Origin of the sequence: Naumannella cuiyingiana, from assembly GCF_013408305.1 — a bacterium.
Classification (GTDB): domain Bacteria; phylum Actinomycetota; class Actinomycetes; order Propionibacteriales; family Propionibacteriaceae; genus Naumannella; species Naumannella cuiyingiana.
Window position 1 is genome coordinate 1928884 of sequence record NZ_JACBZS010000001.1, and the last position, 18835, is coordinate 1947718.

Consider the following 18835-nt stretch of genomic DNA (forward strand, 5'->3'; position numbering starts at 1 on the left):
CGCGAATTGTCCTACGTTGAACTCGCGACGGCCGGGCAACGCGCTTTCGCGGCCACAGGTGCCCAGGAGCTGGGCCTGGTGGTGCCGTGGACTCCGTTGTGGACCACCCGCGACGTGCTCTCGCACCTGGTCGACAACGCGGAGCGCGCGATCTCAGGCGTGACGGGACCGCCGAGTGCGGATGAGGCCAATGAAGCCGTCGAGGCCTTGCAGGATGCCTCCGTGGCTCAGCTCGTCCAGCGGTGGCGAGACGTCACCCACGCGGTGCCCTCGGCGCCGGCCGGACCGTCCCCGGAATGGGATGTGGCCGTGCACCTTGCGGATGTCTTCGAGGTATGGGGCCGGCCGGCCCTCGGTGCCGCCCTGTGGGCGCCGACGTTGATCTCGGCGCTGACCTTTCTCGAGCGGGCGGGGCGACTTCAGTGCACGGTGGTCGGTGAGTCGGGGTCGTTCGGTGACGGCGCCGAGTTGGCCGCGGTGAGCGACTACGAACTGTTTCGCGCGCTGTTCGGGCGGCGCCACGATGTCATCGACTCCGTGGTGGCCCGTGGCGACCCTGCTGTGCTGCGTTCGCTCGCCTTCTTCGGGTGACTGCGGCTCAGCGCTGCAGCGGCGTACAGATGCAGGAGCGGTTGCCGTCGGCGTCGGCGACCACCCAGTACGCGGGGGCGGCCGCGTCGCTGACCAGCGTCCCGCCCGCGTCCAGCACCGCCTGCAGGCGCCGCTCGCCGTCGTCGTGCGGGACCCAGACGTCGAGATGCCAGCGCTGTTCGTGATCGTGGTCGGGCAGCTCGGGCCCGCCGGCGTCGGCCGGCTGGAACCAGATCGCCGGCGACTGCCCGCTCGGGTCGAACGGCTCGCCGTCGCGTACCTCGCCCCGCAACAGCGCTGCGTAGAACGGCGCCAACCGCTCGCCGTCGGCGGTGTCCAGGCCGGGCTCGAACTGGCTCAGGCCGCTGGTGTCTGCCTCGATCCCCGCCTCGGCGGCAAAGCCGCTGATCGTGCGAGCCAGGTCGATGTCGCGGGAGGTGATCGCGCCGACATCGTGGCTGACCAGCGTGACGATCACCTCGGGATAGGTCAGCGAGATGTCCGGGTGATGATCGGCCGCCTCGGCCGCCGCGCCGATCCGGTCCACCAGCGCCAGGCCGGTCGCGAAATCGCCGGTCCGGAACCGGGCGCGCAACACGTTGAGCACCTGGCGCCAGTCCGGCAGGTCCGCAGCCAGCACGTCGTCGTGGGAGAGTCGCTGCTTCGGGTCGGTCATGGTCCCACTGTGTCACCCGGCACCGACCGTGCCCGGGTGTCCGGTCGATCTCCCGCACCTTTCTGGCTGGGAGCTCTGCGTCCTTACCGCAGAATCCCGCCGCCAAGCGGTTCTGGAATCGGGACCGAGTGCTCCCGGCCGGGAAAGTGCGGATCCAGGGGTCGCGATCACTGATCGGCGCCGCGCTGATCCGGCGGTACGCGGAAGGTCACCCAGCAGTCGGGCGGCAGGTCAGGTTTTCCGGGCACTCGCCTGCGCTCCAGCGAGTGGTGTGGATCGTAGGCCGACGCAACCTTGGTCCAGAATCTCGCCGCGGCCGCGTTGGCATCCTGGTAGGCAACCGACCAGGTTCCCGGATCCGCGGTGACCACGCCGCGCAGGAGGGCGGTTCCGGCACCGGCTCGGCGCGCCGGGATGACGACGAAGAAGCTGGTCACGATACGTACCGGCGTGTCCATGGCGCGGGTCAGGCAGAACCCGATCGGGTGATCGCCGGCCGTGAGCAGCCACGCCGCCCATGACGGAGAGCTCAGGGACAGCAGAAGTCGTTCGGAACGGTAGGAGCCGTCAGGATCGGGCAGCGCTCCGGTCCACCGGGACATCTCGTGCCGAAAGATCAGCCACAGTCGCTCCAGCGGGACTCGATCGCCCTCGCGGGCCGGACGGACGATCAGGGGATGCTGTCCTTGCCATTGGTGTGTCATGACAAGAGTCTCGGCCGCTGTCGCGGGCCGAGACTCTGCTCACAGTATTCCACATTCCACGAGTCCGCCGCTCGGGCCGACGCGACCGGGCAGCTCGCCCGGCTCAGTGCTGCATGTCCACGAACCGGGAGTAATGCCCCTGGAAGGCGGTGACGACGGTCTTGGTCGGGCCGTTGCGGTGCTTGGCGACGATGAAGTCCGCCTCGCCGAGGCGGGGGGACTCCTTGTCGTAGATGTCGTCGCGATGGAGCAGGATCACCATGTCGGCATCCTGCTCGAGCGAACCGGATTCGCGAAGATCGGAAAGCATCGGCTTCTTGTCGGTACGCTGCTCCGGGCCACGGTTGAGCTGGGACATCGCGACCACGGGGACCTCGAGCTCCTTGGCCAGCAGCTTGATCTGGCGGGAGAACTCCGAGACCTCCAACTGGCGGGACTCGACCTTCTTGCCCGAGGTCATCAACTGCATGTAGTCGATGATGATCAACTTCAGGTCGTGGCGCTGCTTCAGCCGGCGCGCCTTGGCCCGGATCTCCATCATGGTCAGATTCGGCGAGTCGTCGATGAACAGCGGCGCCCCCGACACCTCGCTCATCTTGGCCGCCATCCGGTCCCAGTCGTCATTGCTCATCGTGCCCTTGCGGATGTGATTGAGCGGGATCTGGGCCTCGGCGCTGAGCAGGCGCATCGTGATCTCGGTCTTGCTCATCTCCAGGCTGAAGATCGCCGACGTCAGCCCGTTCTTGATCGAGCACGCGCGGGCGAAGTCAAGCCCCAGGGTCGACTTCCCGACGGCGGGCCTGGCGGCCAGGATCACCATCTGCCCTGGGTGCAGCCCGTTGGTCAGCTCGTCGAGCTCGATGAAACCGGTGGGTACGCCGGCCATCTCGCCGGTTCGGTTGGCGATCGACTCGATCTCGTCGAGGGTGGACTCCATCAGCGCGCTGAGCGGCTCGTAGTCCTCACTCGTCTTCCCGTCGGCCACCGCGTAGACGGTCGCCTGGGCCTCGTCGACCAGGTCGGCGACGTCGCCCGCACCGGCGTACCCCATCTGGGCGATCTTCATCGACGCCTCGATCAGCCGGCGCAGGATCGCCTTGTCCCGCACGATCTGGGCGTAGTAGCCGGCATTCGCCGCGATCGAGACGGCGGCGACCAGGTCGTGCAGGTAGGGGTGGCCGCCGATCTTGCCGAGCGTGCCGCGCTTGGTCAGCTCGGCGGCGACGGTGATCGCATCCGCCGGCTCACCCCGCCCGTACAGGTCGAGGATCGCCTCGTAGACGAACTCGTGCGCCGGCCGGTAGAAGTCCGTGCCCCTGACGATCTCGACCACGTCGGCGATCGCATCCTTGGACAGCATCATCGCGCCGAGAACGCTCTGCTCGGCGGCCAGATCCTGCGGCGGGGTGCGGTCGGGTGGCGGTGGCGGTGCATCGATCGATCGGACCTCGGCAACGCTCACGCCACGACCTCCCCTCCCGTCGGCTCCCGCCGACGCCTTCCCGTCCGCCTGGTTCGTACGCTAAACGCCGCCTCCGACAGGGGCCGGCGCAACTCGCCGCGAGGCGCGGCGGCCGCCGGCACGCGAGGCGACGCCCGGCCAACGGTAGGGCCGCGGGGCTCCCCGGCAAAGCGCGTTGTCCACAGCCCCTGTGGACAACGCCGGATTTGGTGTGGAGACACTCCGGCGCGCTGTGCACCGCCTGTTCATGAACCTGGGGACAACCCTCGCCACGACGACCCGAAATGCCCCCTGACCTGCGCAAACGCTCCTCCCCGAGGTGTGGGAAGAAGTTTTTCTGAGGCTGGGCGAGGCCCGCGGTCGCCGGCTTGACAGGCGCGCCGTCGACGTGGGATGTGGGGCGTTGCGCAAGGTTTTCCCCAACGCTTGTGGATGTCGACGAAGCCGCGCGGGGAGCGGCCGTCGCCGGCCCCTGGGCCGGTCGATCGGTCGGCGTACCGACTTGTCCCGAGTGGGCACCTGCCTACCTGCCGCGGGGCGGCCCTCAGGATTCTCAGGTTTCGTTTGGAATCGTCCGGGGCGGCCGTTACGATGCTGAGGTCGCCCATGGTCGGGCGGCCGCCCGGCCCGCCGCACGCGGACCGGCACCCACGGCAACATTCCGGCTCGGCAAGACCTCTGGTGGAGAAAGATGCGCAAGATCGTTCCGATGTCCATCGCGGCAGGCGTGCTCGCGGCGAGCGGCGGCGTCTTCGGCGCGTGGACGGCGACGGCCAAGACCGTCGACCTGACCGTCGACGGCGTACCGACGACGCTGACCACCCACGACGCGACCGTCGCCGATGTCCTGGCCGAGCGCGGCATCAGCTACGGCGCCCGCGACGAGGTCGCGCCGGCGCCCCAGACGCCCGTCACCAGCGGCACCCAGATCGTCGTCCGCTACTCCCGCAATGTCACGCTGAACATCGCCGGCGGCGACCAGAAGGTCGTGCCGACCACCGCGCTCACCGTCGGTGACCTGCTCGACGCCCTGCGCTACCGCGAGGAGTCGCGGGTCAGCGCGTCGCGCTCCACCCCGATCGGCCGCCAGGGCCTGAGCCTGGACATCGCCCCGGCCCGCGACGTCCCGGTCTCGGTCGGCGGCAAGCCCGCCACCACGGTCGTCACCACCGGCCTCACCGTCTCCGACGCGCTCACCGAGGCCAAGATCAAGTTCGACGGCGACGACGAGATCCTGCCCGCCAAGGACGCCAAGCTGGACGATCTCGACGCCAAGGGCATCACCGTCAACGTCGTCGAGTACAAGGAGTCGGAGAAGAAGTCCGACATCGACTTCGAGACCGAGCGTCGCCGGACCAGCGAGCTGGACGAGGGCGAGACGAAGGTCAAGACCGAGGGCAAGAAGGGCGTCCGGGTCGAGACGATCCGCGAGAAGTTCGTCAACGGCAAGAGCGTGGAGAAGAAGCCGAAGGGCAAGGCGAAGACGGAGAAGGAGCCGGTGAACAAGATCGTTCTCGTCGGCACCGGCGACTCCGATTCCGACTCCTCGAGTTCGGGCGGCTCCGGTTCGGGCGGTTCGGGCTCCGGCGGCTCCGGCGGCTCGGGTTCGGGTGGCTCGGGTTCGGGCGGCTCGGGTGACTCGGAAGAGGCCGATACCTCCCAGAGCCCGGCCAGCGGCAACTCCTGCAAGGCCTCCTACTACTGGGAGCCCCAGCCGACCGCGTCCGGCGAGCGGTTCAACCCGAACGCGATGACGGCCGCGCACAAGACCCTGCCGCTCGGCACCCGGATCAAGGTCACCAATCCGAGCAACGGCAAGACGGTCGTGGTCCGGATCAACGACCGTGGCCCCTACGTCTCGGGCCGCTGCCTCGACCTGTCGAAGGCCGCCATGGAGGCGATCGGCGGCACCAGCGCGGGCGTGATCACGGTCAAGTGGGACAAGCTCTGAGCTGACCGGCGCGGCCCGACCCCGGCGCGGGCGCTCGGACCGGTCCCTCTAGGGTCCGGACCATGCGCCAGTTGTACCCCGAACCGGCCGATCTCGGCCCCCTCGATGCCTACGCCCTGCCCGCCGGGCGGGACTGGCTGCGGTCCAACATGGTGACCAGCATCGACGGCGCCGCCCAGATTGACGGCCGGGTCGGCGGCCTGACCGGCGACGCCGACCAGGCCGTGCTGACCGCCCTGCGGGCGCTCGCCGATGTCGTCCTGGTCGGGGCGCAGACGGTACGCGTGGAGGGCTACGGGCCGCTGACCCTGCCACCCCGGCTCGCCGAGTTGCGAACCGCGGCGGGCCGGCCGGCCGAGCCGCCGCTGGCGATCATCACCCGGACCGCGCGCCTGGATCCCGGCTCGCCGATCTTCACCGACGCCGCCACCAGGCCGATCCTGATCATCCCCGGTGGCGCGGCCGTGCCGACGGCCATCCGGGACAGCGCCGACATCCTGGTCGCCGGCGACGGCGAGCTCGATCTCGCCGACGCCGTCCGCGGCCTGCGGGAGCTGGGCCTGCGGCAGATCCTCAGCGAGGGCGGCCCCAGCACGCTCGGCCGGCTGCTCGCCGCCGATCTGGTCGACGAGGTCTGCGTCACCACCACACCACAGATCGTGGCCGGCGACGGGGCCCGCCTGACGTCCGGCGTACCCGTCTCGGACCGGCGCTTCGAGTTGGCCAGGCTGCTGCTCGCCGACGATCAGCTCTTCGCCCGCTGGCAGCGCGCCCGCTGAGCCGGTACGCCCGGACTCAGATCAACCGCATCAGCCGGGCCCGGCGTACCGCCTCATCGCGACCGGTGACGTCCAGCTTGCGATAGATCCGCTTCAGATGCGTCTTCAGGGTGTTCGGGGAGATGAACAACCGCTCCGCGGCGCGGGTCAGCGTCTCGCCGTCGGCCAGATTGGCCAGTACGTGGGTCTCGGCGGGCGTCAGCCGGATCCGGTGGGTGAAGCTGGTGACCGCGCGATGCCGGCCGGGCGCGGCCTCCAGCCCGAGCTGCTCGGCGAGCTGTTGGGCCCGGTCGAAGGTGTCCACCGCCAATCGGTAGTCCTGCATCGCGTCGGCCGACTGCACCAGCGCCGAGAGCAGCCACAGCGCCAGCTTGTCCTTCGCCGGCGCAGCGATCTCCGCGGCCCGCAGGAAGATCGCGTGCGCCTGCTCGACCTCGCCCCGCAACATCAACAGCCCGGCCGCCAGTCCGTCCACCGACATGGCCTCCGGCTCCGGGTCGAGCTCGCGCAGCGTCTCCAGCTCGCGATCGGCGCGGTCCAGATCGCCCGCACCGGCCGCGGCCAGCAACGCGGTCATCGCCAGCCGGGCGCGCTGATAGGCGGTCGCGCGCCCCAGCCCGGCAGTGCGGGCCTCGTCGATCAGCGTCAGCGCCGTATCCAGTCGTCCGTCGATCATCTCGACCCAGCCCGCGATGTGTGCACGGTTGGCGGGATCCTCGCGCAGCTCGAGGCGCTCGGCCCGAGCCAGCCAGTGCCGCGCCTCCGTGGCGTCCAGGCGGTCGATCGCCAGCAGCGCGCGCGCCCCGTGGGCCGGTGCCAGCAGCTCGCGCAACACCGGATCCGCGCCGGCCGCCTGTTCGGCCCGCTCGGCCGTCACCCGGGCGGCATTGCTGCCGAACCGCACCGCGTCCACCCAGGCCAGCGACGCCGTCGCCCGCACCACCGCCCACGGCAGCGACTCCAGCCGCGCCGTGGTCACCGCCAGCCGCAGCATGCCGCGCGCCGCCCGCAGCCGGCCGACCGCGGTCAGGAACGCGCCGTACTCCAGTTGCAGGAAGGCCAGGTGCTCCGGGCGTATCCCCTCCTCGCGCAACAGCCGCGTCGTCTGGTCCTCCAACTCGACCGTCGACCCGTCGTCGCCGTAGCCGGTGCGGCGCAGCAGCAGCCAGCGCAGCGCCACGAGCAGCGGCTCCCACGCGGCATCGACGCCGTGCCGCTCGATGGTGCGGCGCAGCGCGTCCGGGTCGACCGGCCGCCGCCGCGCGAGCACCAGCGAGCGGAGCAGCGTGGCCTCACCGGCCGACATCACCCCGGAGCCCTCGAGGCGTTCCAGCATCGGCGAGTGCTCCGCGCCCAGCCGGTACAACTGGCGGACCGATGCCGAGCGCATCAGATCGGCCGCCAACTCGTGCTCGCCGGCGTCGATCGCCATCCCGACTGCCGCCTCCGGGCGGCGCAACTTGGCCAGCCGGCGCGCGGAGCGCCGCTGCAGCTCGGCCAGCCGCTCCGGTTCCTCGGCCGCCAGGCGTCGCCGCAGTGCGGCCAGCACGACCGGCGCGACGCGCAGGGCGCCGGAGGCCTCGATGGTGATCGGTACGCCGTGCCGCGGCAGCGTCGACAAGATCGCGAACGCCGCCGGATCCTCGGTGAAGGCACGGGCCACATCCGGCGACACCTCGTCCAGCGTGCACACCGCGGTCAGCGTCCGGTCCACGTCGGCGGGCAGTCCGGCCAGCACCTCGCTGTGCACGAAGTCGTCGAACAGCGCGTGCAACTGGCTGCGGGAGTCCCAGTGCCGGTGGCCGCGGACGATGCCGAGCAGCCCCGGCCAGCCGAAGGTGTGCGCCCACAGCCCCGCAACCGCCTCGTCGGCGATCTCCGGGTTCGGTCCGCGCAGCAGCTCGCCCGCCTCGGCCAGGGTCAGCGCCAGCTCCCCGGCGCCGATCTCGATCGCGTCGTTGCGCACCACCAGCGTGCCGAGATCGAGCTGCGGGCGCCCGCGCAAGGCAATCAGCAGCTGCCCGCCGCCGTCCGCGACCGCCGCGATCAGGCCGGCGATCTCGTCGGGGTCCGGGCCGATCGTGCCATCGGCGACGACCAGCGGCGGCGGGCGGTCGCCGTTGCCGACTGCCGCTGCGCCGGCCCGCAGTTCGGCGCCGCGCTCCCACCGCACGACCCGCTCCGCGACCTCGGGACGGGCTGCCAACCATCCCTCGATCATGGCGGTCTTGCCGAAGGCGGCCGGAGCAATGACCATGATCAACTGTCGCGAACCGGCCGCGTCGAGTGTCTCGTTCAGGCGGGTACGTGCCGAAGTCTGCGTCAATGCGGCTCCTCTGCTGGACCGTGCTGTGCCGGCTTCCCAGCACCTTAGGCCGGAGTCGGGCCAGCTACCGGTGAGAATCACCCAACGGCGTGGATTTTGTCACCCCGCGACGCTGCCTTCCCCGCGACGTTTCTGCGAGTCTGAGGTCTGATTGCTCCGTGAATTACGGGGGGGAGCGATCGCATCGCGGCCCGGTCCTCCGCCGCAGTCATTGCGGCGGTTCACCGGGCCGCGCGCGTCCCCCCACCGGTCTGGCACGCTTGCCCCGTGAGCAGTGGGGATGCGTTGTTCGGCGGCCGCGACTTTGCCGCCGTGATCTTCGACATGGACGGTACGCTGATCGACTCGACTCCCGCGGTGAACCGCTCGTGGACGACGTGGGCCACCGAGTTCGGGGTCACCCGCGAACAGCTCGACGGCAATCACGGCGTACCGGCGGCCGCGATCGCCGCGAAGGTGCTTCCGGCCGACCGGGTGGCCGAGGCCGTCGCGCGCATCGCGGCCCTGGAACTGGCCGATGTGGAAGGCGTGGTCCCGCTGCCGGGCGCCGTGCGGGCGATGGCGGAGCTGGCGGGCGTACCGCATGCGATCGCCACCTCCAGCACCGCGCCCCTGGCGGCCGCCCGGCTGGCGGCCAGTGAGCTCGCCCCGCCCGACGTGCTGGTCACCGCCGACGATGTCGAGCGCGGCAAGCCCGCGCCCGACCCCTTCCTGCTGGCCGCGCGGCGCCTCGGCGTCGATCCCGGCGACTGCCTCGTCGTCGAGGACGCCCCGCAGGGCCTGGTCGCCGCCCGCGCCGCCGGCTGCACCACCCTTGCCGTGATCACCACCACCGCGCGCGACGAGCTCTCCGCCGATGCGATCGTGCCGGATCTCGGCGCGGTGCGCTGGCAGCCCCGCGACGGGGGCCGGGTCGCGCTGGCGGCCGTGGATCAGCCCGAGTAGGGCGAGCCCTGGTCGCCGGGCCGGTCCGGGCGGGCGTACCCGCCGCCGAAGGAGGTCGGGCTGCCCGAGCCGGCGCCGAGCGAGTCCGCCGCGCTCGGCGAGGTGTCGTCATCGGAGTTCGCCGGGTTCGGCTCCGGCTCGCGGGCAACCACCGAGGGCGCCGCGCTGCCGTCGTCCTCGGCCTCGTCGACCTCGGTGCGTACCGCGGTGCCGTACGCCACGACCTCGTCCGGCCCGGTGTCGAAGCGGAGCCCGATCACGCCGTCGGCGCCCGCGGCCTGCGCCATCGTGGCCATCGCCGAGACAGCCTGCTGGCGGGCCCGCGCATGGGCGGTCGGGTCGCCGCCGGTCGGGCGTAGCGCGACGCCGATCACCTCGCCGAGGGCCTCGGTGACGAAGAGCAACGGCTCGTCGTCGAGGGTGTGCACGGGTACGGCATGGCTGGCGATCGGCAGTTCCGAGGTCCCGCGCTGCTCGGCAGGCGGCTGGTGCGGTCCGCGCGGAGCGGCCGGCGGCTGGCCGTAACCCGGCGGCGGGCCCCCCGGGCCAGGACCGAACCCGCCCTGACCCGGGCCGCCCTGACCCGGGCCGCCCTGGTTCGGGCCGCCCTGGTTCGGGCCGGGGCCGAAGCCGCCGGGTCGTCCATAGGGGTCCTGGGCCGGCGGCTGGCCGTAGGGCTGCTGCCCGTAGGGCGGCTGCCCATACGGATGGGGGCCCGGCTGGTTGGGGCCGGGCTGCTGGCCCGGGGGGTTGTGCCCGTAGGGGTTCTGGCCGTAGCTCATGGGCTCAGCGTAGGGCGCGGCCCGCTGCGGCGGGCGGCGGGCGGCCCGGCCGCTAGGGTTGGTCGGGTGAGTGATGCCCGTCCCCCGTCCGCGGCAGAACCCGTGGCGGCCGAGACCGATCTCCCCGAGCAGCTCCGGGTCCGGGCGGACAAGCGCGAGCGGCTGCTGGCCGACGGTGCCGAGGCCTATCCGGTCGACATCTCGCGTACCCACGCCCTGCGAGAGGTACGCCAGAAGTGGGGCCACCTGGCCGCCGGGGAGGAGACCGACGACGAGGTGACCGTCGCCGGACGGGTGGTGTTCATCCGCAATACCGGCAAGCTGTGCTTCGGCACGCTGCAGGACGGTTTCGACGCCGAGCATCCGGCCGAGCGGCTGCAGGTGATGTTGTCGCTGGCCGAGGTCGGGCAGGAGAGCCTCGACGCCTGGAAGAGCCTGGTCGATCTCGGTGATCATGTCGCGGTGACGGGCCGGGTGATCAGTTCCCGGCGCGGCGAGTTGTCGGTGATGGCGCGCAGTTGGCAGATGGCGTCGAAGGCGCTGCGACCGATGCCGGTGCTGCACAAGGAGCTCTCCGAGGAGACGCGGGTCCGGCAGCGTTATGTTGATCTTGCGGTACGCGATACCGCGCGCGAGCTGTTGCAGACCCGGGCGGCGATCACCCGCAGCGTCCGGGAGACGCTGCATGCCGAGCGCTTCCTGGAGATCGAAACGCCCGTATTGCAGGCGATCCACGGCGGCGCGGCCGCCCGGCCCTTCCGTACCCATCTGAACGCCTTCGACGTGCCGATGACCTTGCGGATCGCGCTGGAGCTCTATCTCAAGCGGGCGATGGTCGGCGGGGCGGACCGGGTCTATGAGATCGGCCGGATCTTCCGCAACGAGGGCGTCGATTCCACTCACGCGCCGGAGTTCACGATGCTCGAGGCCTATCAGGCCTGGGGTGATCAGACGAGCATCGCCGAACTCACGAAGAAGATCATTCTCGACGCCGCCGATGTGGTCGGCCGGCGACAGATCGAGACCGCCGACGGCGTGATCGATCTTGACGGGGAGTGGCGCTGGCTGGGCGTCTACCCCGGGCTGTCGGAGCGGGTCGGGGTGGAGATCACCCCCGACACCACGGCCGAGGAGCTGCGCCGGATCGCCGATGATCATGACGTCGAGGTGGATCCGGCATGGGGCGCGGAGAAGCTGGTGGTGGAACTGTTCGGCGAGCTGGTCGAGCCCGATCTGGTGCAGCCGACCTTCGTGCACGACTATCCGCCGTCCGCGCAGCCGCTGGCCCGGCCGCACCGCACCGACGACCGCCTGATCGAGGCGTGGGACCTGATCATCGGCGGCACCGAACGCGCGGGCGGCTTCTCCGAGCTGATCGACCCGGTGATCCAGCGCCAGCGGCTGACCGAGCAGTCGCTGGCCGCGGCCGCCGGCGACCCCGAAGCCATGCAGCTCGACGAGGACTTCCTCGCCGCGCTGGAGTTCGGCGCCCCGCCGATGGGCGGGGTGGGCGTCGGCATCGACCGGCTGGTGATGCTGTTCACCGGCGTCGGGATCCGCGAGACGATCCTCTTCCCGCTGCTCAAGCCCCAGCAGTAGGCAGCCGGGCGTGGTTCCGGCCACGGTCCCGGGGGTAGCGTGGTGCCGCGGGCCGCGCGCCCGCCAGATCCGTGAACCCGGGAGGGCCGATGGACGACCGATGGGTGCGATGCTGGCTGACCGACATGGACGGGGTGCTGGTGCACGAGCAGCACGCCATCCCCGGCGCGGCCGAGTTCATCGGCGAGCTGCAGCGCTGCGAGCGCGAGTACATGGTGCTGACCAACAACTCGATCTATTCCCCGCGCGACCTGCGCGCACGGTTGCACGCCTCCGGGATCGACCTGCCCGAGGACCGGATCTGGACCTCGGCGCTGGCCACCGCCCAGTTCCTGGCCGAGCAGTCGCGGTCCGCGGCCGATCGGGGCAGCGCGACCCGCGGCTCGGTCTATGTGATCGGCGAGTTCGGCCTCACCTCCGCGCTGCACGAGGCGGGCTTCGTCCTCGCCGAGCGTGACCCCGACTATGTGGTGCTGGGCGAGACGCGTACCTATTCGTTCAACACCATCACCCACGCGATCCGGCTGGTCGACGCGGGCGCCCGGTTCATCGCCACCAATCCCGACGCGACCGGGCCGAGCAAGGACGGACCGCTGCCCGCGACGGGGTCGGTCGCGGCGCTGATCACCCGCGCGACGGGTGTGGAACCCTATTACGTCGGCAAACCCAATCCGCTGATGATGCGTTCGGCAATGAACACGATCGATGCCCATTCGGAGAGCACGGTGATGATCGGGGACCGGATGGACACCGACATCCTGTCCGGAATCGAGGCGGGGCTGCGCAGCATCCTGGTGCTCACCGGATCCACCCGCCGGGACCAGATCGAGCGCTACCCCTACCAGCCCACCCGGGTGGTCGACTCGATCGCCGAGGTGGTGCCGCTGATCGAGCAGTTGATGGCGCCCGATCCGGGCGAGCTGGACGCGAACTGAGCGGGGTCAGCTCACTTCCGCTGCGCGGCGATTCACTTCCACTGCGTGGCGATGCCCAAGGAGACCGCCATCAGGCCGATCCCGATCAGGTAGTTCCAGTTGCCCAGGTCCCGCATGAACGGGATGTAGTCCCGCGCCAGGTTGAACACCACGATCCACGCCACACCGAGCAGGCCGGTGGCGATGAAGGTGGGCGGCACCCACCGTCGGCCGGCGCCGGGCGCCTTGGCCTGCCGGTCCTTGCGCGCGGCGACCGTCTTCTTGTTCTCCGCGACCTTCTTCTTCTCCGCCGCGGCCTTGCGTACCTTGGGTTCGGGCAACGCTCCTCCTTGTGCTGCGCTGTAGCGTAGTTGAACACTGCTTCGCGGTCACACCGCGAGCGATCGACGCCGGCCCGCACGCGGGGAGCCCACGCCGAGGAAACAGGAGGCCGCCGTGGCAGCGCAGGACTGGAGCGGCCCGGGCCCGGACCCGGCCGTTCCGCGCTCCCGGCGCGCGGTGGCCGTCACGGCGGTGGTCTTCGCGGTCTGCGGGCTGATGATCTCGGTATCGGCGGTGAATGCCCGGGGCACGGATCTGCGGCCCGACCGGCAGACCGACCTGATCGGCCTGATCACCGAGCAGTCGGCGCGCAACGACGAGCTGCGCAGCCGGGTCGCCGCCACCCGCGCGGAGGTCGACCAGCTCGCCGCCCGCAGCGGGGAGGATCCCGCGCGCGGCGAGCGGCTGGCCGCGCTGGAGTTGGCGGCGGCGATGACGCCGGTCGAGGGCCCCGCGGTGACGGTCACGCTGACCGATGCTCCGCGCGAGCTCAAGCCGCCCGGGGTCTCCGACGACGCGCTGGTCGTCCACCAACAAGACATCCAGGCGGTCGCGAACGCGCTGTGGTCCGGCGGCGCTGAGGCGATGACCATCCAGGGAGTACGCGTCATCTCCACCACCGGGATCAAATGCGTCGGCAATACCGTGGTCCTGCACGGACGGCCCTATGCGCCGCCGTATGTGATCACCGCCATCGGCGATCCCGAGCGCCTGCGGGCGGCGCTGGCCGACAGCGACGCGATCCGGATCTATCGGCAGTACGTGGATGCGTACCAACTGGGCTACGCCGAGCGCACCGACGGCCAGGTCCGGATGCCCGGCCACGAGGGCTCGGCCGACCTCGCCTATGCCCGCCAGCCGCGCTGACCGACGGACGCAGTGGCAGGATTGGCCCATGCCCGCCCGCATCCTCGTCGTGGACAACTACGACTCGTTCGTCTACAACCTCGTCCAGTACCTCGGCCAGCTCGGCGCCCGGGCCACGGTCTGGCGCAATGACGACGAGCGGTTGGCCGGTGACCTCGCGGCGGAGTTCGACGGGATCCTGCTCTCGCCCGGGCCCGGTACGCCCGAGCGGGCCGGCGCGTCCATCGAGTTGATCAAGGGCTGGGGTGACCGGCTGCCGATCTTCGGGGTCTGCCTCGGCCTGCAGGCGATCGCGGTGGCCCACGGCGGCACCGTCGACCGGGCGCCCGAGCTGCTGCACGGCAAGACGTCGGTGATCAATCACGACGGACGCGGGGTGTTCGCCGGGCTGCCGCAGGGTCTGACGGTGACGCGTTATCACTCGTTGGCGCTGCTGCCGCCGACCCTGCCGCCGGTGCTGGAGGTCAGCGCGCGTACCGACTCCGGCGTGATCATGGCGATCCGCCACCGCGAGTTGCCCGTCGAGGCCGTGCAGTACCACCCCGAGTCGGTGCTCACCGAGGGCGGCTACCAGGTGCTCGCCAACTGGCTGGCGGCCTGCGGCGACCCCGGCGCGCCCGAGCGGGCCCGCGATCTGCGGCCGCTGATCGCAGCCGGCTGAACCGCGGCCGACGGCGATCAGCCCTGCGCGAAGGCCTGGCCGGCGGCCAGCGCCTCGCCGAGCACGCCGCCGCCCGGGGCATGGGCGACCTCCCAGTGATAGCCCGCCGGATCGACGAAATAGCCCGAGTAGCCGCCCCAGTCCCGGCGCTGTCCGGGCTGCACCGTCAGGGCACCGGCGGCCCGGGCGCGGTCGAGCACGGTATCCACCTCGGCGTCGCTGCCGACATTGTGGGCGAGCGTGATCGGCGCGAGGCCGCGGGCGGGTTCGCCGACCTCGGCGACGAAGGACTCCCGGTCCCACAGCGACAGCACGAGCGACGGCCCGACGCGCAGGAAGAGGACATCCTCCACGTCCAGGGCCGCCGCCCAGCCGAGCCCGTCGACGAAGAATCGGCGCATCGCCGCGCGATCCTCGACCGCGAGGGTGATCACGGTGATGTATTGCTCCATGCCCGTCAGCTTCGCACCCGGTGCCGACATGCGGGTGCCGCGTCCCCCTCCAGCCGCGAGCCGAACCGGCACCCGCGAGCTGAATCGGCAGCCGCGGGCGTTACTTGGTTCGCGGGTGCCGGTTGGGTTCGCGGATTGGGCGGCGCCGGGAGCCGGGTCGGCTCAACCGGCGGCGCCGGGATCGGTGAATATCTGCTCGATGGGTCGGGCGAAGACGCGGCTGATGGCGAAAGCGAGCGGCAGGCTGGGGTCATAGCGGCCCTTCTCCAGGGAGTTGACCGTCTGCCGCGAGACGCCGAGCGCGGCGGCCAGATCGGCCTGGGTCCAGCCGCGTTCGGCCCGCAGGTCCTTGATCGCATTCTCCATCGTGGCGGCCTAGTAGCGCCGGCCAGCGACGAACCGACCGATCAGCCAGCCAGCGGCATAGACCGGCCAGACGAGAAGCCACGAGACCTGCGGGGCTCCGGCGATCTGCAACAACCCGTAGCCGAAGGTGGCCAGCGATCCGATCGCGAACCCGATCGCCATCCCCTCCACCGCGATCCGGCCCTGGAGTTCGTCGGCCTCGCGGATCCAACGGATGACGGCCCAGGCGACGGCGACCAGCGCCGGCAGCGGGAGCAGCATCACGACCCAGCGCAGGACGCCGGAGGTCTGGCCGAGCAGCGCCATCGCCGTTGCCAACAGGACGGCATAGGCCAGCAGGCCCAGGATCAGATGCCGAACGTAGCGCCGTGTCATGATCGCCGAGGCTACCGGCTCAGGACAGCGCCAACGCCAGCGTCGGCAGACCCAGGCCGAGGATGTCCAGCAACCAGTGCGCGATGATCAACGGCCACAACCGGCGCCGCCACAACAGCAGTCCCCCGAACAGCAGGCCGGCGCCGAAGGTGGCGATCAACTTCGACGCGACCGCGTCCGCGCCGCCGCCCAGCACGAGCGGAGCATGCTGCAGGGCGAAGAAGGCCGCCACGACGATCAGCGCGGCCGGCGTACCGAATCGACGCGTGAGCTGGTCCTGGCCGATTCCATAGGTCAGGCGCTCGGCGGTGGCGATGGTCAGCGGCGCGATCATGGCGCCGATTCCGACCCACAGCGGGACCTGGGGCAGCCCGCCGGTCGGTGCGGGCGGTGCTCCGCCGTAGACGATCAGGTTGCCGGCGAAGGTTGCCGCGAGGAAGCCCGCCAACATGATCAGCCCGAGCAGCAGGCCCCAACCCAGATCGGCTGGCCGGAACCGGCCGAGTACCTCGCGGATCGACCCGCCGCGCCGGTGCAGCAGGTACGCCACCGCGCCGATGGTCACCAGGTCCGGAATGATCAACAGCGCGTTCAGGTAGATCTGGCTGCCCGGCCAGGCCTGCGGCAGTGCCGCGAACAGGCCGACGTCGAGGAGCAGGAAGAGTGCCGTACGCATGAACAGCAGCGCGGCAATCAGACCGAGCGGCCACAGGGGCAAGTGGTCCAGCGCCGAGAGGGGGCCGGCGTGCCGGGCGGTGGTGCGAGGACCGATGGAAAGGCTGCTTGACATACGGCTAACGTAAAGCGTCCTTGTCCTAGTGTCAAGCAACTTTGACAACCGGACGCACAGCCGCGAGGTGAACCGGCAGCCGCGAAGGTTACTCGGTTCGCGGGTGCCGATTGGGTTCGCGGATCAGGGTTCCTCGAGGCAGCCGCGAGGTGAACCGGCAGCCGCGGGCGTTGCTCCGCTCGCGGGTGCCGGTTGGGTTCGCGGTTGGGGGTGGGTCAGGGCGATTGGGGGTAGGTCAGGGCACCGGACGGGAATCCGCTTCCGGCGTACCCCTCCCGACGCACCTTTCCCCGGCCTATCCCCTGCCGGCTATTCGCTCCGACTACTCGGTCGGCTCGGAGGTGGGCGGGCCGGCGGAACCGGTCGGTTCCGGCTCGCTCGGTTCGTCGGACTCGCTGGGCGAGGGGTCCGGGGCCTGGTCGGTCGGCTGGGTCGGCTGCGGCGCCTCGGCCCGCCAGACGGTGACGGTGTCCCCGCGCTTGGCGGACTTGCCCGCCCCGGGGTCGCTGCGGGTGACCAGGCCCGGGGGCTGATCACTCGTCGTCTCCGTCTGCCAGTCGATCCGCAGGTCGAGATCGCGGGCATCGGCCTCGACCCGCTCGCGCGTGCTGCCCACCCAGTTCGGGATCTCGACCGAGCCGCTGGAGTAGCGCAGCGTGACCGAGTCCGAGACCGGTACCGACTGGCCGGAGGCCGGGGAGACGCTGAGCACCTCGTTCTCCGGGGCATCGCTGGAGTCGTCGGCCTCCTCGCTGATGTTGCTGAAACCGGCGTCCTCCAGCGCCTTGCGGGCCTCGTCGCGGCTGGAGCCGACCAGGCCGGCAGGGATCTCGGCCTTCTCCGGGCCCTCGTTCACGGTCAGCGTGACGGTGCTGCCCGGGTTCACCATCGTGCCCTCGGGCGGATCCTGGCCGATCACCCGGCCGACGGTGTTGTCATCGGCGCCGCGTTCGGTCTCGATCCGCGAGTTCAGGCCGACATTGCGCAGTTGGGCCTCCGCGGCCTGCGGGGTGAAGTCGTTCAGCGCGGGCACTGCGACCTGGGCCGGAGCCGGCGCCGGCCGCAGCAGGAAATAGCCAGCGACCAGCCCGGCCAGGACCAGGGCGGCGAGGATGCCGATGATGATCGGCACCCGGCGCGACTTCTTCGGCTCCTCCTCGTCCTCCACGGTCTCGGTCTCGACAACCGCCGGGTTCAGTCGGGTCGCGTCGGCGTCGGGGGCCGGGCTCGGCGCCGGCAGCACCGCCGTCGCACCCTCCCCGGCCAGCACCCGGCTGATGTCGTCGCGCATCTCCCGCGCGTCCTGGTAGCGGTCCGCCGGGTCCTTCGACAGCGCCTTCAGCGTGATCGTGTCCACATCGGGGGTCACCAGCGGATCGAACTGGCTCGGCGGCACCGGCTGCTCCCGCACGTGCTGGTACGCCACGGAGACCGGCGAGTCACCGATGAACGGCGGCCGCCCGGTCAACAACTCGTACAGCACGCAGCCGGCCGAGTAGATGTCGGAGCGGTTGTCGACGGTCTCGCCGCGCGCCTGCTCCGGCGACAGGTACTGCGCCGTGCCGATCACCGCCGCGGTCTGCGTCATCGTCGCCGAGGTGTCGGCGACCGCCCGCGCGATGCCGAAGTCCATCACCTTGACCTGGCCGGTCGGCGTCAGCATCACATTGGCCGGCTTGATGTCGCGGTGCACGATCCCGTTCTTGTGGGAGTACGCCAAGGCATCCAGCACGCCCTGGGTGATCTCCAGCGCGCGCTCGGGCAAGATCTTGCGGTCGTCGCGCAGGATGTCGCGCAGGGTCTGTCCCTCGACCAGCTCCATCACGATGTAGGGCACGGCGACGCCGTCGGCGTTCAGCTCCTCCCCGGTGTCGTAGACCGACACGATGTTGGGGTGGTTGAGCCCGGCCGCCGACTGCGCCTCGCGCCGGAACCGCGCCTGGAAGGTCGGGTCCGTGGCGAGATCGCTGCGCAACTGCTTCACCGCCACCGGCCGGCCGAGGCGGGTGTCGTAGGCCTGGCGTACCTCCGCCATGCCTCCGCGACCGAGCAACCCGCCGACCTCGTAGCGACCCCCGAGCAGCGGGCCGGAGGCGGCGGCCCGGCGCGGGGTCGTCGCATCGTCCGGGCCCGTGCCGCCGATCGGGCGGGTCGGTTGCTCGTCGAAATTGTTCGTCTCGTCCATGTTCACTCCACTGAGTCCGCACAGCCGGGGGACATCGCCGGGGATGGGCCCATCGCCCGGGAAAGCTT

Annotated in this window: 19 protein-coding genes; 8 read left to right on the top strand and 11 right to left on the bottom strand. The window is 71.0% G+C overall.

Annotated features, from left to right (window positions below; translation table 11 throughout):
• Positions 1-6 precede the first annotated feature (6 nt).
• Complete coding sequence (locus tag GGQ54_RS08880; protein WP_179445062.1) at positions 7-591, top strand: hypothetical protein; 585 nt, start codon at positions 7-9, stop codon at positions 589-591.
• Between the two features lie 7 nt (positions 592-598).
• Here the strand turns inward: GGQ54_RS08880 and GGQ54_RS08885 are convergent, their stop codons facing one another.
• The 3 genes from GGQ54_RS08885 to dnaB all read right to left on the bottom strand — a co-directional run bounded on the left by GGQ54_RS08885 (position 599) and on the right by dnaB (position 3433).
• The gene (locus GGQ54_RS08885; protein WP_179445063.1) at positions 599-1267 is read right to left on the bottom strand and encodes a 4a-hydroxytetrahydrobiopterin dehydratase; all 669 of its coding nucleotides are present in this window, start codon (positions 1265-1267) and stop codon (positions 599-601) included.
• A gap of 167 nt (positions 1268-1434) precedes the next feature.
• A complete protein-coding gene (locus tag GGQ54_RS08890) occupies positions 1435-1971 on the bottom strand; it encodes a GNAT family N-acetyltransferase (RefSeq protein ID WP_218843798.1) in 537 nt (178 codons plus the stop codon).
• A gap of 103 nt (positions 1972-2074) precedes the next feature.
• On the bottom strand, positions 2075-3433 hold the full coding sequence (dnaB, locus tag GGQ54_RS08895) for a replicative DNA helicase (RefSeq protein WP_179445064.1): 1359 nt from the start codon (positions 3431-3433) through the stop codon (positions 2075-2077).
• 709 nt (positions 3434-4142) lie between these two features.
• On the opposite strand from dnaB, the gene GGQ54_RS08900 reads away from it, so the two are divergent.
• Together GGQ54_RS08900 and GGQ54_RS08905 are read left to right on the top strand one after the other, a co-directional pair.
• Positions 4143-5384, top strand: coding sequence for a septal ring lytic transglycosylase RlpA family protein (locus GGQ54_RS08900; RefSeq protein ID WP_179445065.1), 1242 nt, complete (start codon positions 4143-4145; stop codon positions 5382-5384).
• 62 nt (positions 5385-5446) lie between these two features.
• The gene (locus GGQ54_RS08905; protein WP_179445066.1) at positions 5447-6163 is read left to right on the top strand and encodes a pyrimidine reductase family protein; all 717 of its coding nucleotides are present in this window, start codon (positions 5447-5449) and stop codon (positions 6161-6163) included.
• A 16-nt stretch (positions 6164-6179) separates the two neighbouring features.
• On the opposite strand, the gene GGQ54_RS08910 is transcribed toward GGQ54_RS08905, so the two are convergent.
• Entirely contained in the window at positions 6180-8489 is a 2310-nt protein-coding gene (locus GGQ54_RS08910; RefSeq protein ID WP_179445067.1) for a LuxR C-terminal-related transcriptional regulator, read from the bottom strand.
• A 267-nt stretch (positions 8490-8756) separates the two neighbouring features.
• On the opposite strand from GGQ54_RS08910, the gene GGQ54_RS08915 reads away from it, so the two are divergent.
• On the top strand, positions 8757-9434 hold the full coding sequence (locus GGQ54_RS08915; RefSeq protein WP_343045908.1) for an HAD family hydrolase: 678 nt from the start codon (positions 8757-8759) through the stop codon (positions 9432-9434).
• On the opposite strand, the gene GGQ54_RS08920 is transcribed toward GGQ54_RS08915, so the two are convergent.
• Entirely contained in the window at positions 9422-10216 is a 795-nt protein-coding gene (locus GGQ54_RS08920; RefSeq protein ID WP_179445068.1) for a YbjQ family protein, read from the bottom strand. The genes GGQ54_RS08915 and GGQ54_RS08920 overlap by 13 nt on opposite strands.
• A 102-nt stretch (positions 10217-10318) precedes the next feature.
• Here GGQ54_RS08920 and lysS point away from each other — a divergent pair, with 102 nt between their 5' ends.
• Together lysS and GGQ54_RS08930 are read left to right on the top strand one after the other, a co-directional pair.
• Positions 10319-11815: a lysine--tRNA ligase gene (gene lysS / locus GGQ54_RS08925; protein WP_343046016.1), complete on the top strand. Its 1497-nt coding sequence runs from the start codon at positions 10319-10321 to the stop codon at positions 11813-11815.
• 89 nt (positions 11816-11904) lie between these two features.
• Positions 11905-12750 carry an HAD-IIA family hydrolase gene (locus GGQ54_RS08930; protein ID WP_218843799.1) on the top strand — a complete coding sequence of 282 codons (846 nt, stop codon included), beginning with the start codon at positions 11905-11907 and terminating at the stop codon, positions 12748-12750.
• 32 nt (positions 12751-12782) lie between these two features.
• Here GGQ54_RS08930 and GGQ54_RS08935 read toward each other — a convergent pair whose 3' ends face one another.
• Positions 12783-13070, bottom strand: a complete 288-nt coding sequence (locus tag GGQ54_RS08935) for a cell division protein CrgA (RefSeq protein WP_179445070.1) — start codon at positions 13068-13070, stop codon at positions 12783-12785.
• Positions 13071-13185: 115 nt separating this feature from the next.
• Here GGQ54_RS08935 and GGQ54_RS08940 point away from each other — a divergent pair, with 115 nt between their 5' ends.
• Positions 13186-13938, top strand: coding sequence for a DUF881 domain-containing protein (locus GGQ54_RS08940; protein ID WP_343045909.1), 753 nt, complete (start codon positions 13186-13188; stop codon positions 13936-13938).
• Positions 13939-13966: 28 nt separating this feature from the next.
• Positions 13967-14599 carry an aminodeoxychorismate/anthranilate synthase component II gene (locus tag GGQ54_RS08945; RefSeq protein WP_179445071.1) on the top strand — a complete coding sequence of 211 codons (633 nt, stop codon included), beginning with the start codon at positions 13967-13969 and terminating at the stop codon, positions 14597-14599.
• Positions 14600-14616: 17 nt separating this feature from the next.
• Here GGQ54_RS08945 and GGQ54_RS08950 read toward each other — a convergent pair whose 3' ends face one another.
• The 5 genes from GGQ54_RS08950 to pknB all read right to left on the bottom strand — a co-directional run bounded on the left by GGQ54_RS08950 (position 14617) and on the right by pknB (position 18767).
• Positions 14617-15051, bottom strand: a complete 435-nt coding sequence (locus tag GGQ54_RS08950; RefSeq protein WP_179445072.1) for a VOC family protein — start codon at positions 15049-15051, stop codon at positions 14617-14619.
• Between the two features lie 162 nt (positions 15052-15213).
• On the bottom strand, positions 15214-15417 hold the full coding sequence (locus GGQ54_RS08955; RefSeq protein ID WP_179445073.1) for a helix-turn-helix transcriptional regulator: 204 nt from the start codon (positions 15415-15417) through the stop codon (positions 15214-15216).
• 9 nt (positions 15418-15426) lie between these two features.
• Positions 15427-15792 carry a hypothetical protein gene (locus GGQ54_RS08960; protein ID WP_179445074.1) on the bottom strand — a complete coding sequence of 122 codons (366 nt, stop codon included), beginning with the start codon at positions 15790-15792 and terminating at the stop codon, positions 15427-15429.
• Positions 15793-15811: 19 nt separating this feature from the next.
• Positions 15812-16582, bottom strand: a complete 771-nt coding sequence (locus GGQ54_RS08965; protein WP_179445075.1) for a CPBP family glutamic-type intramembrane protease — start codon at positions 16580-16582, stop codon at positions 15812-15814.
• A gap of 322 nt (positions 16583-16904) precedes the next feature.
• Positions 16905-18767, bottom strand: coding sequence for a Stk1 family PASTA domain-containing Ser/Thr kinase (gene pknB / locus GGQ54_RS08970; RefSeq protein ID WP_179445076.1), 1863 nt, complete (start codon positions 18765-18767; stop codon positions 16905-16907).
• Positions 18768-18835 lie beyond the last annotated feature (68 nt).

Coding starts and splice junctions, on each gene's coding strand:
- GGQ54_RS08885 (WP_179445063.1), bottom strand. CDS start 1,267: ATGACCGACCCGAAGCAGCGACTCTCCCACGACGACGTGCTGGCTGCG.
- GGQ54_RS08890 (WP_218843798.1), bottom strand. CDS start 1,971: ATGACACACCAATGGCAAGGACAGCATCCCCTGATCGTCCGTCCGGCC.
- GGQ54_RS08900 (WP_179445065.1), top strand. CDS start 4,143: ATGTCCATCGCGGCAGGCGTGCTCGCGGCGAGCGGCGGCGTCTTCGGC.
- GGQ54_RS08905 (WP_179445066.1), top strand. CDS start 5,447: ATGCGCCAGTTGTACCCCGAACCGGCCGATCTCGGCCCCCTCGATGCC.
- GGQ54_RS08920 (WP_179445068.1), bottom strand. CDS start 10,216: ATGAGCTACGGCCAGAACCCCTACGGGCACAACCCCCCGGGCCAGCAG.
- GGQ54_RS08930 (WP_218843799.1), top strand. CDS start 11,905: ATGGACGACCGATGGGTGCGATGCTGGCTGACCGACATGGACGGGGTG.
- GGQ54_RS08945 (WP_179445071.1), top strand. CDS start 13,967: ATGCCCGCCCGCATCCTCGTCGTGGACAACTACGACTCGTTCGTCTAC.
- GGQ54_RS08950 (WP_179445072.1), bottom strand. CDS start 15,051: ATGGAGCAATACATCACCGTGATCACCCTCGCGGTCGAGGATCGCGCG.
- GGQ54_RS08955 (WP_179445073.1), bottom strand. CDS start 15,417: ATGGAGAATGCGATCAAGGACCTGCGGGCCGAACGCGGCTGGACCCAG.
- GGQ54_RS08960 (WP_179445074.1), bottom strand. CDS start 15,792: ATGACACGGCGCTACGTTCGGCATCTGATCCTGGGCCTGCTGGCCTAT.
- GGQ54_RS08965 (WP_179445075.1), bottom strand. CDS start 16,582: ATGTCAAGCAGCCTTTCCATCGGTCCTCGCACCACCGCCCGGCACGCC.
- pknB (WP_179445076.1), bottom strand. CDS start 18,767: ATGGACGAGACGAACAATTTCGACGAGCAACCGACCCGCCCGATCGGC.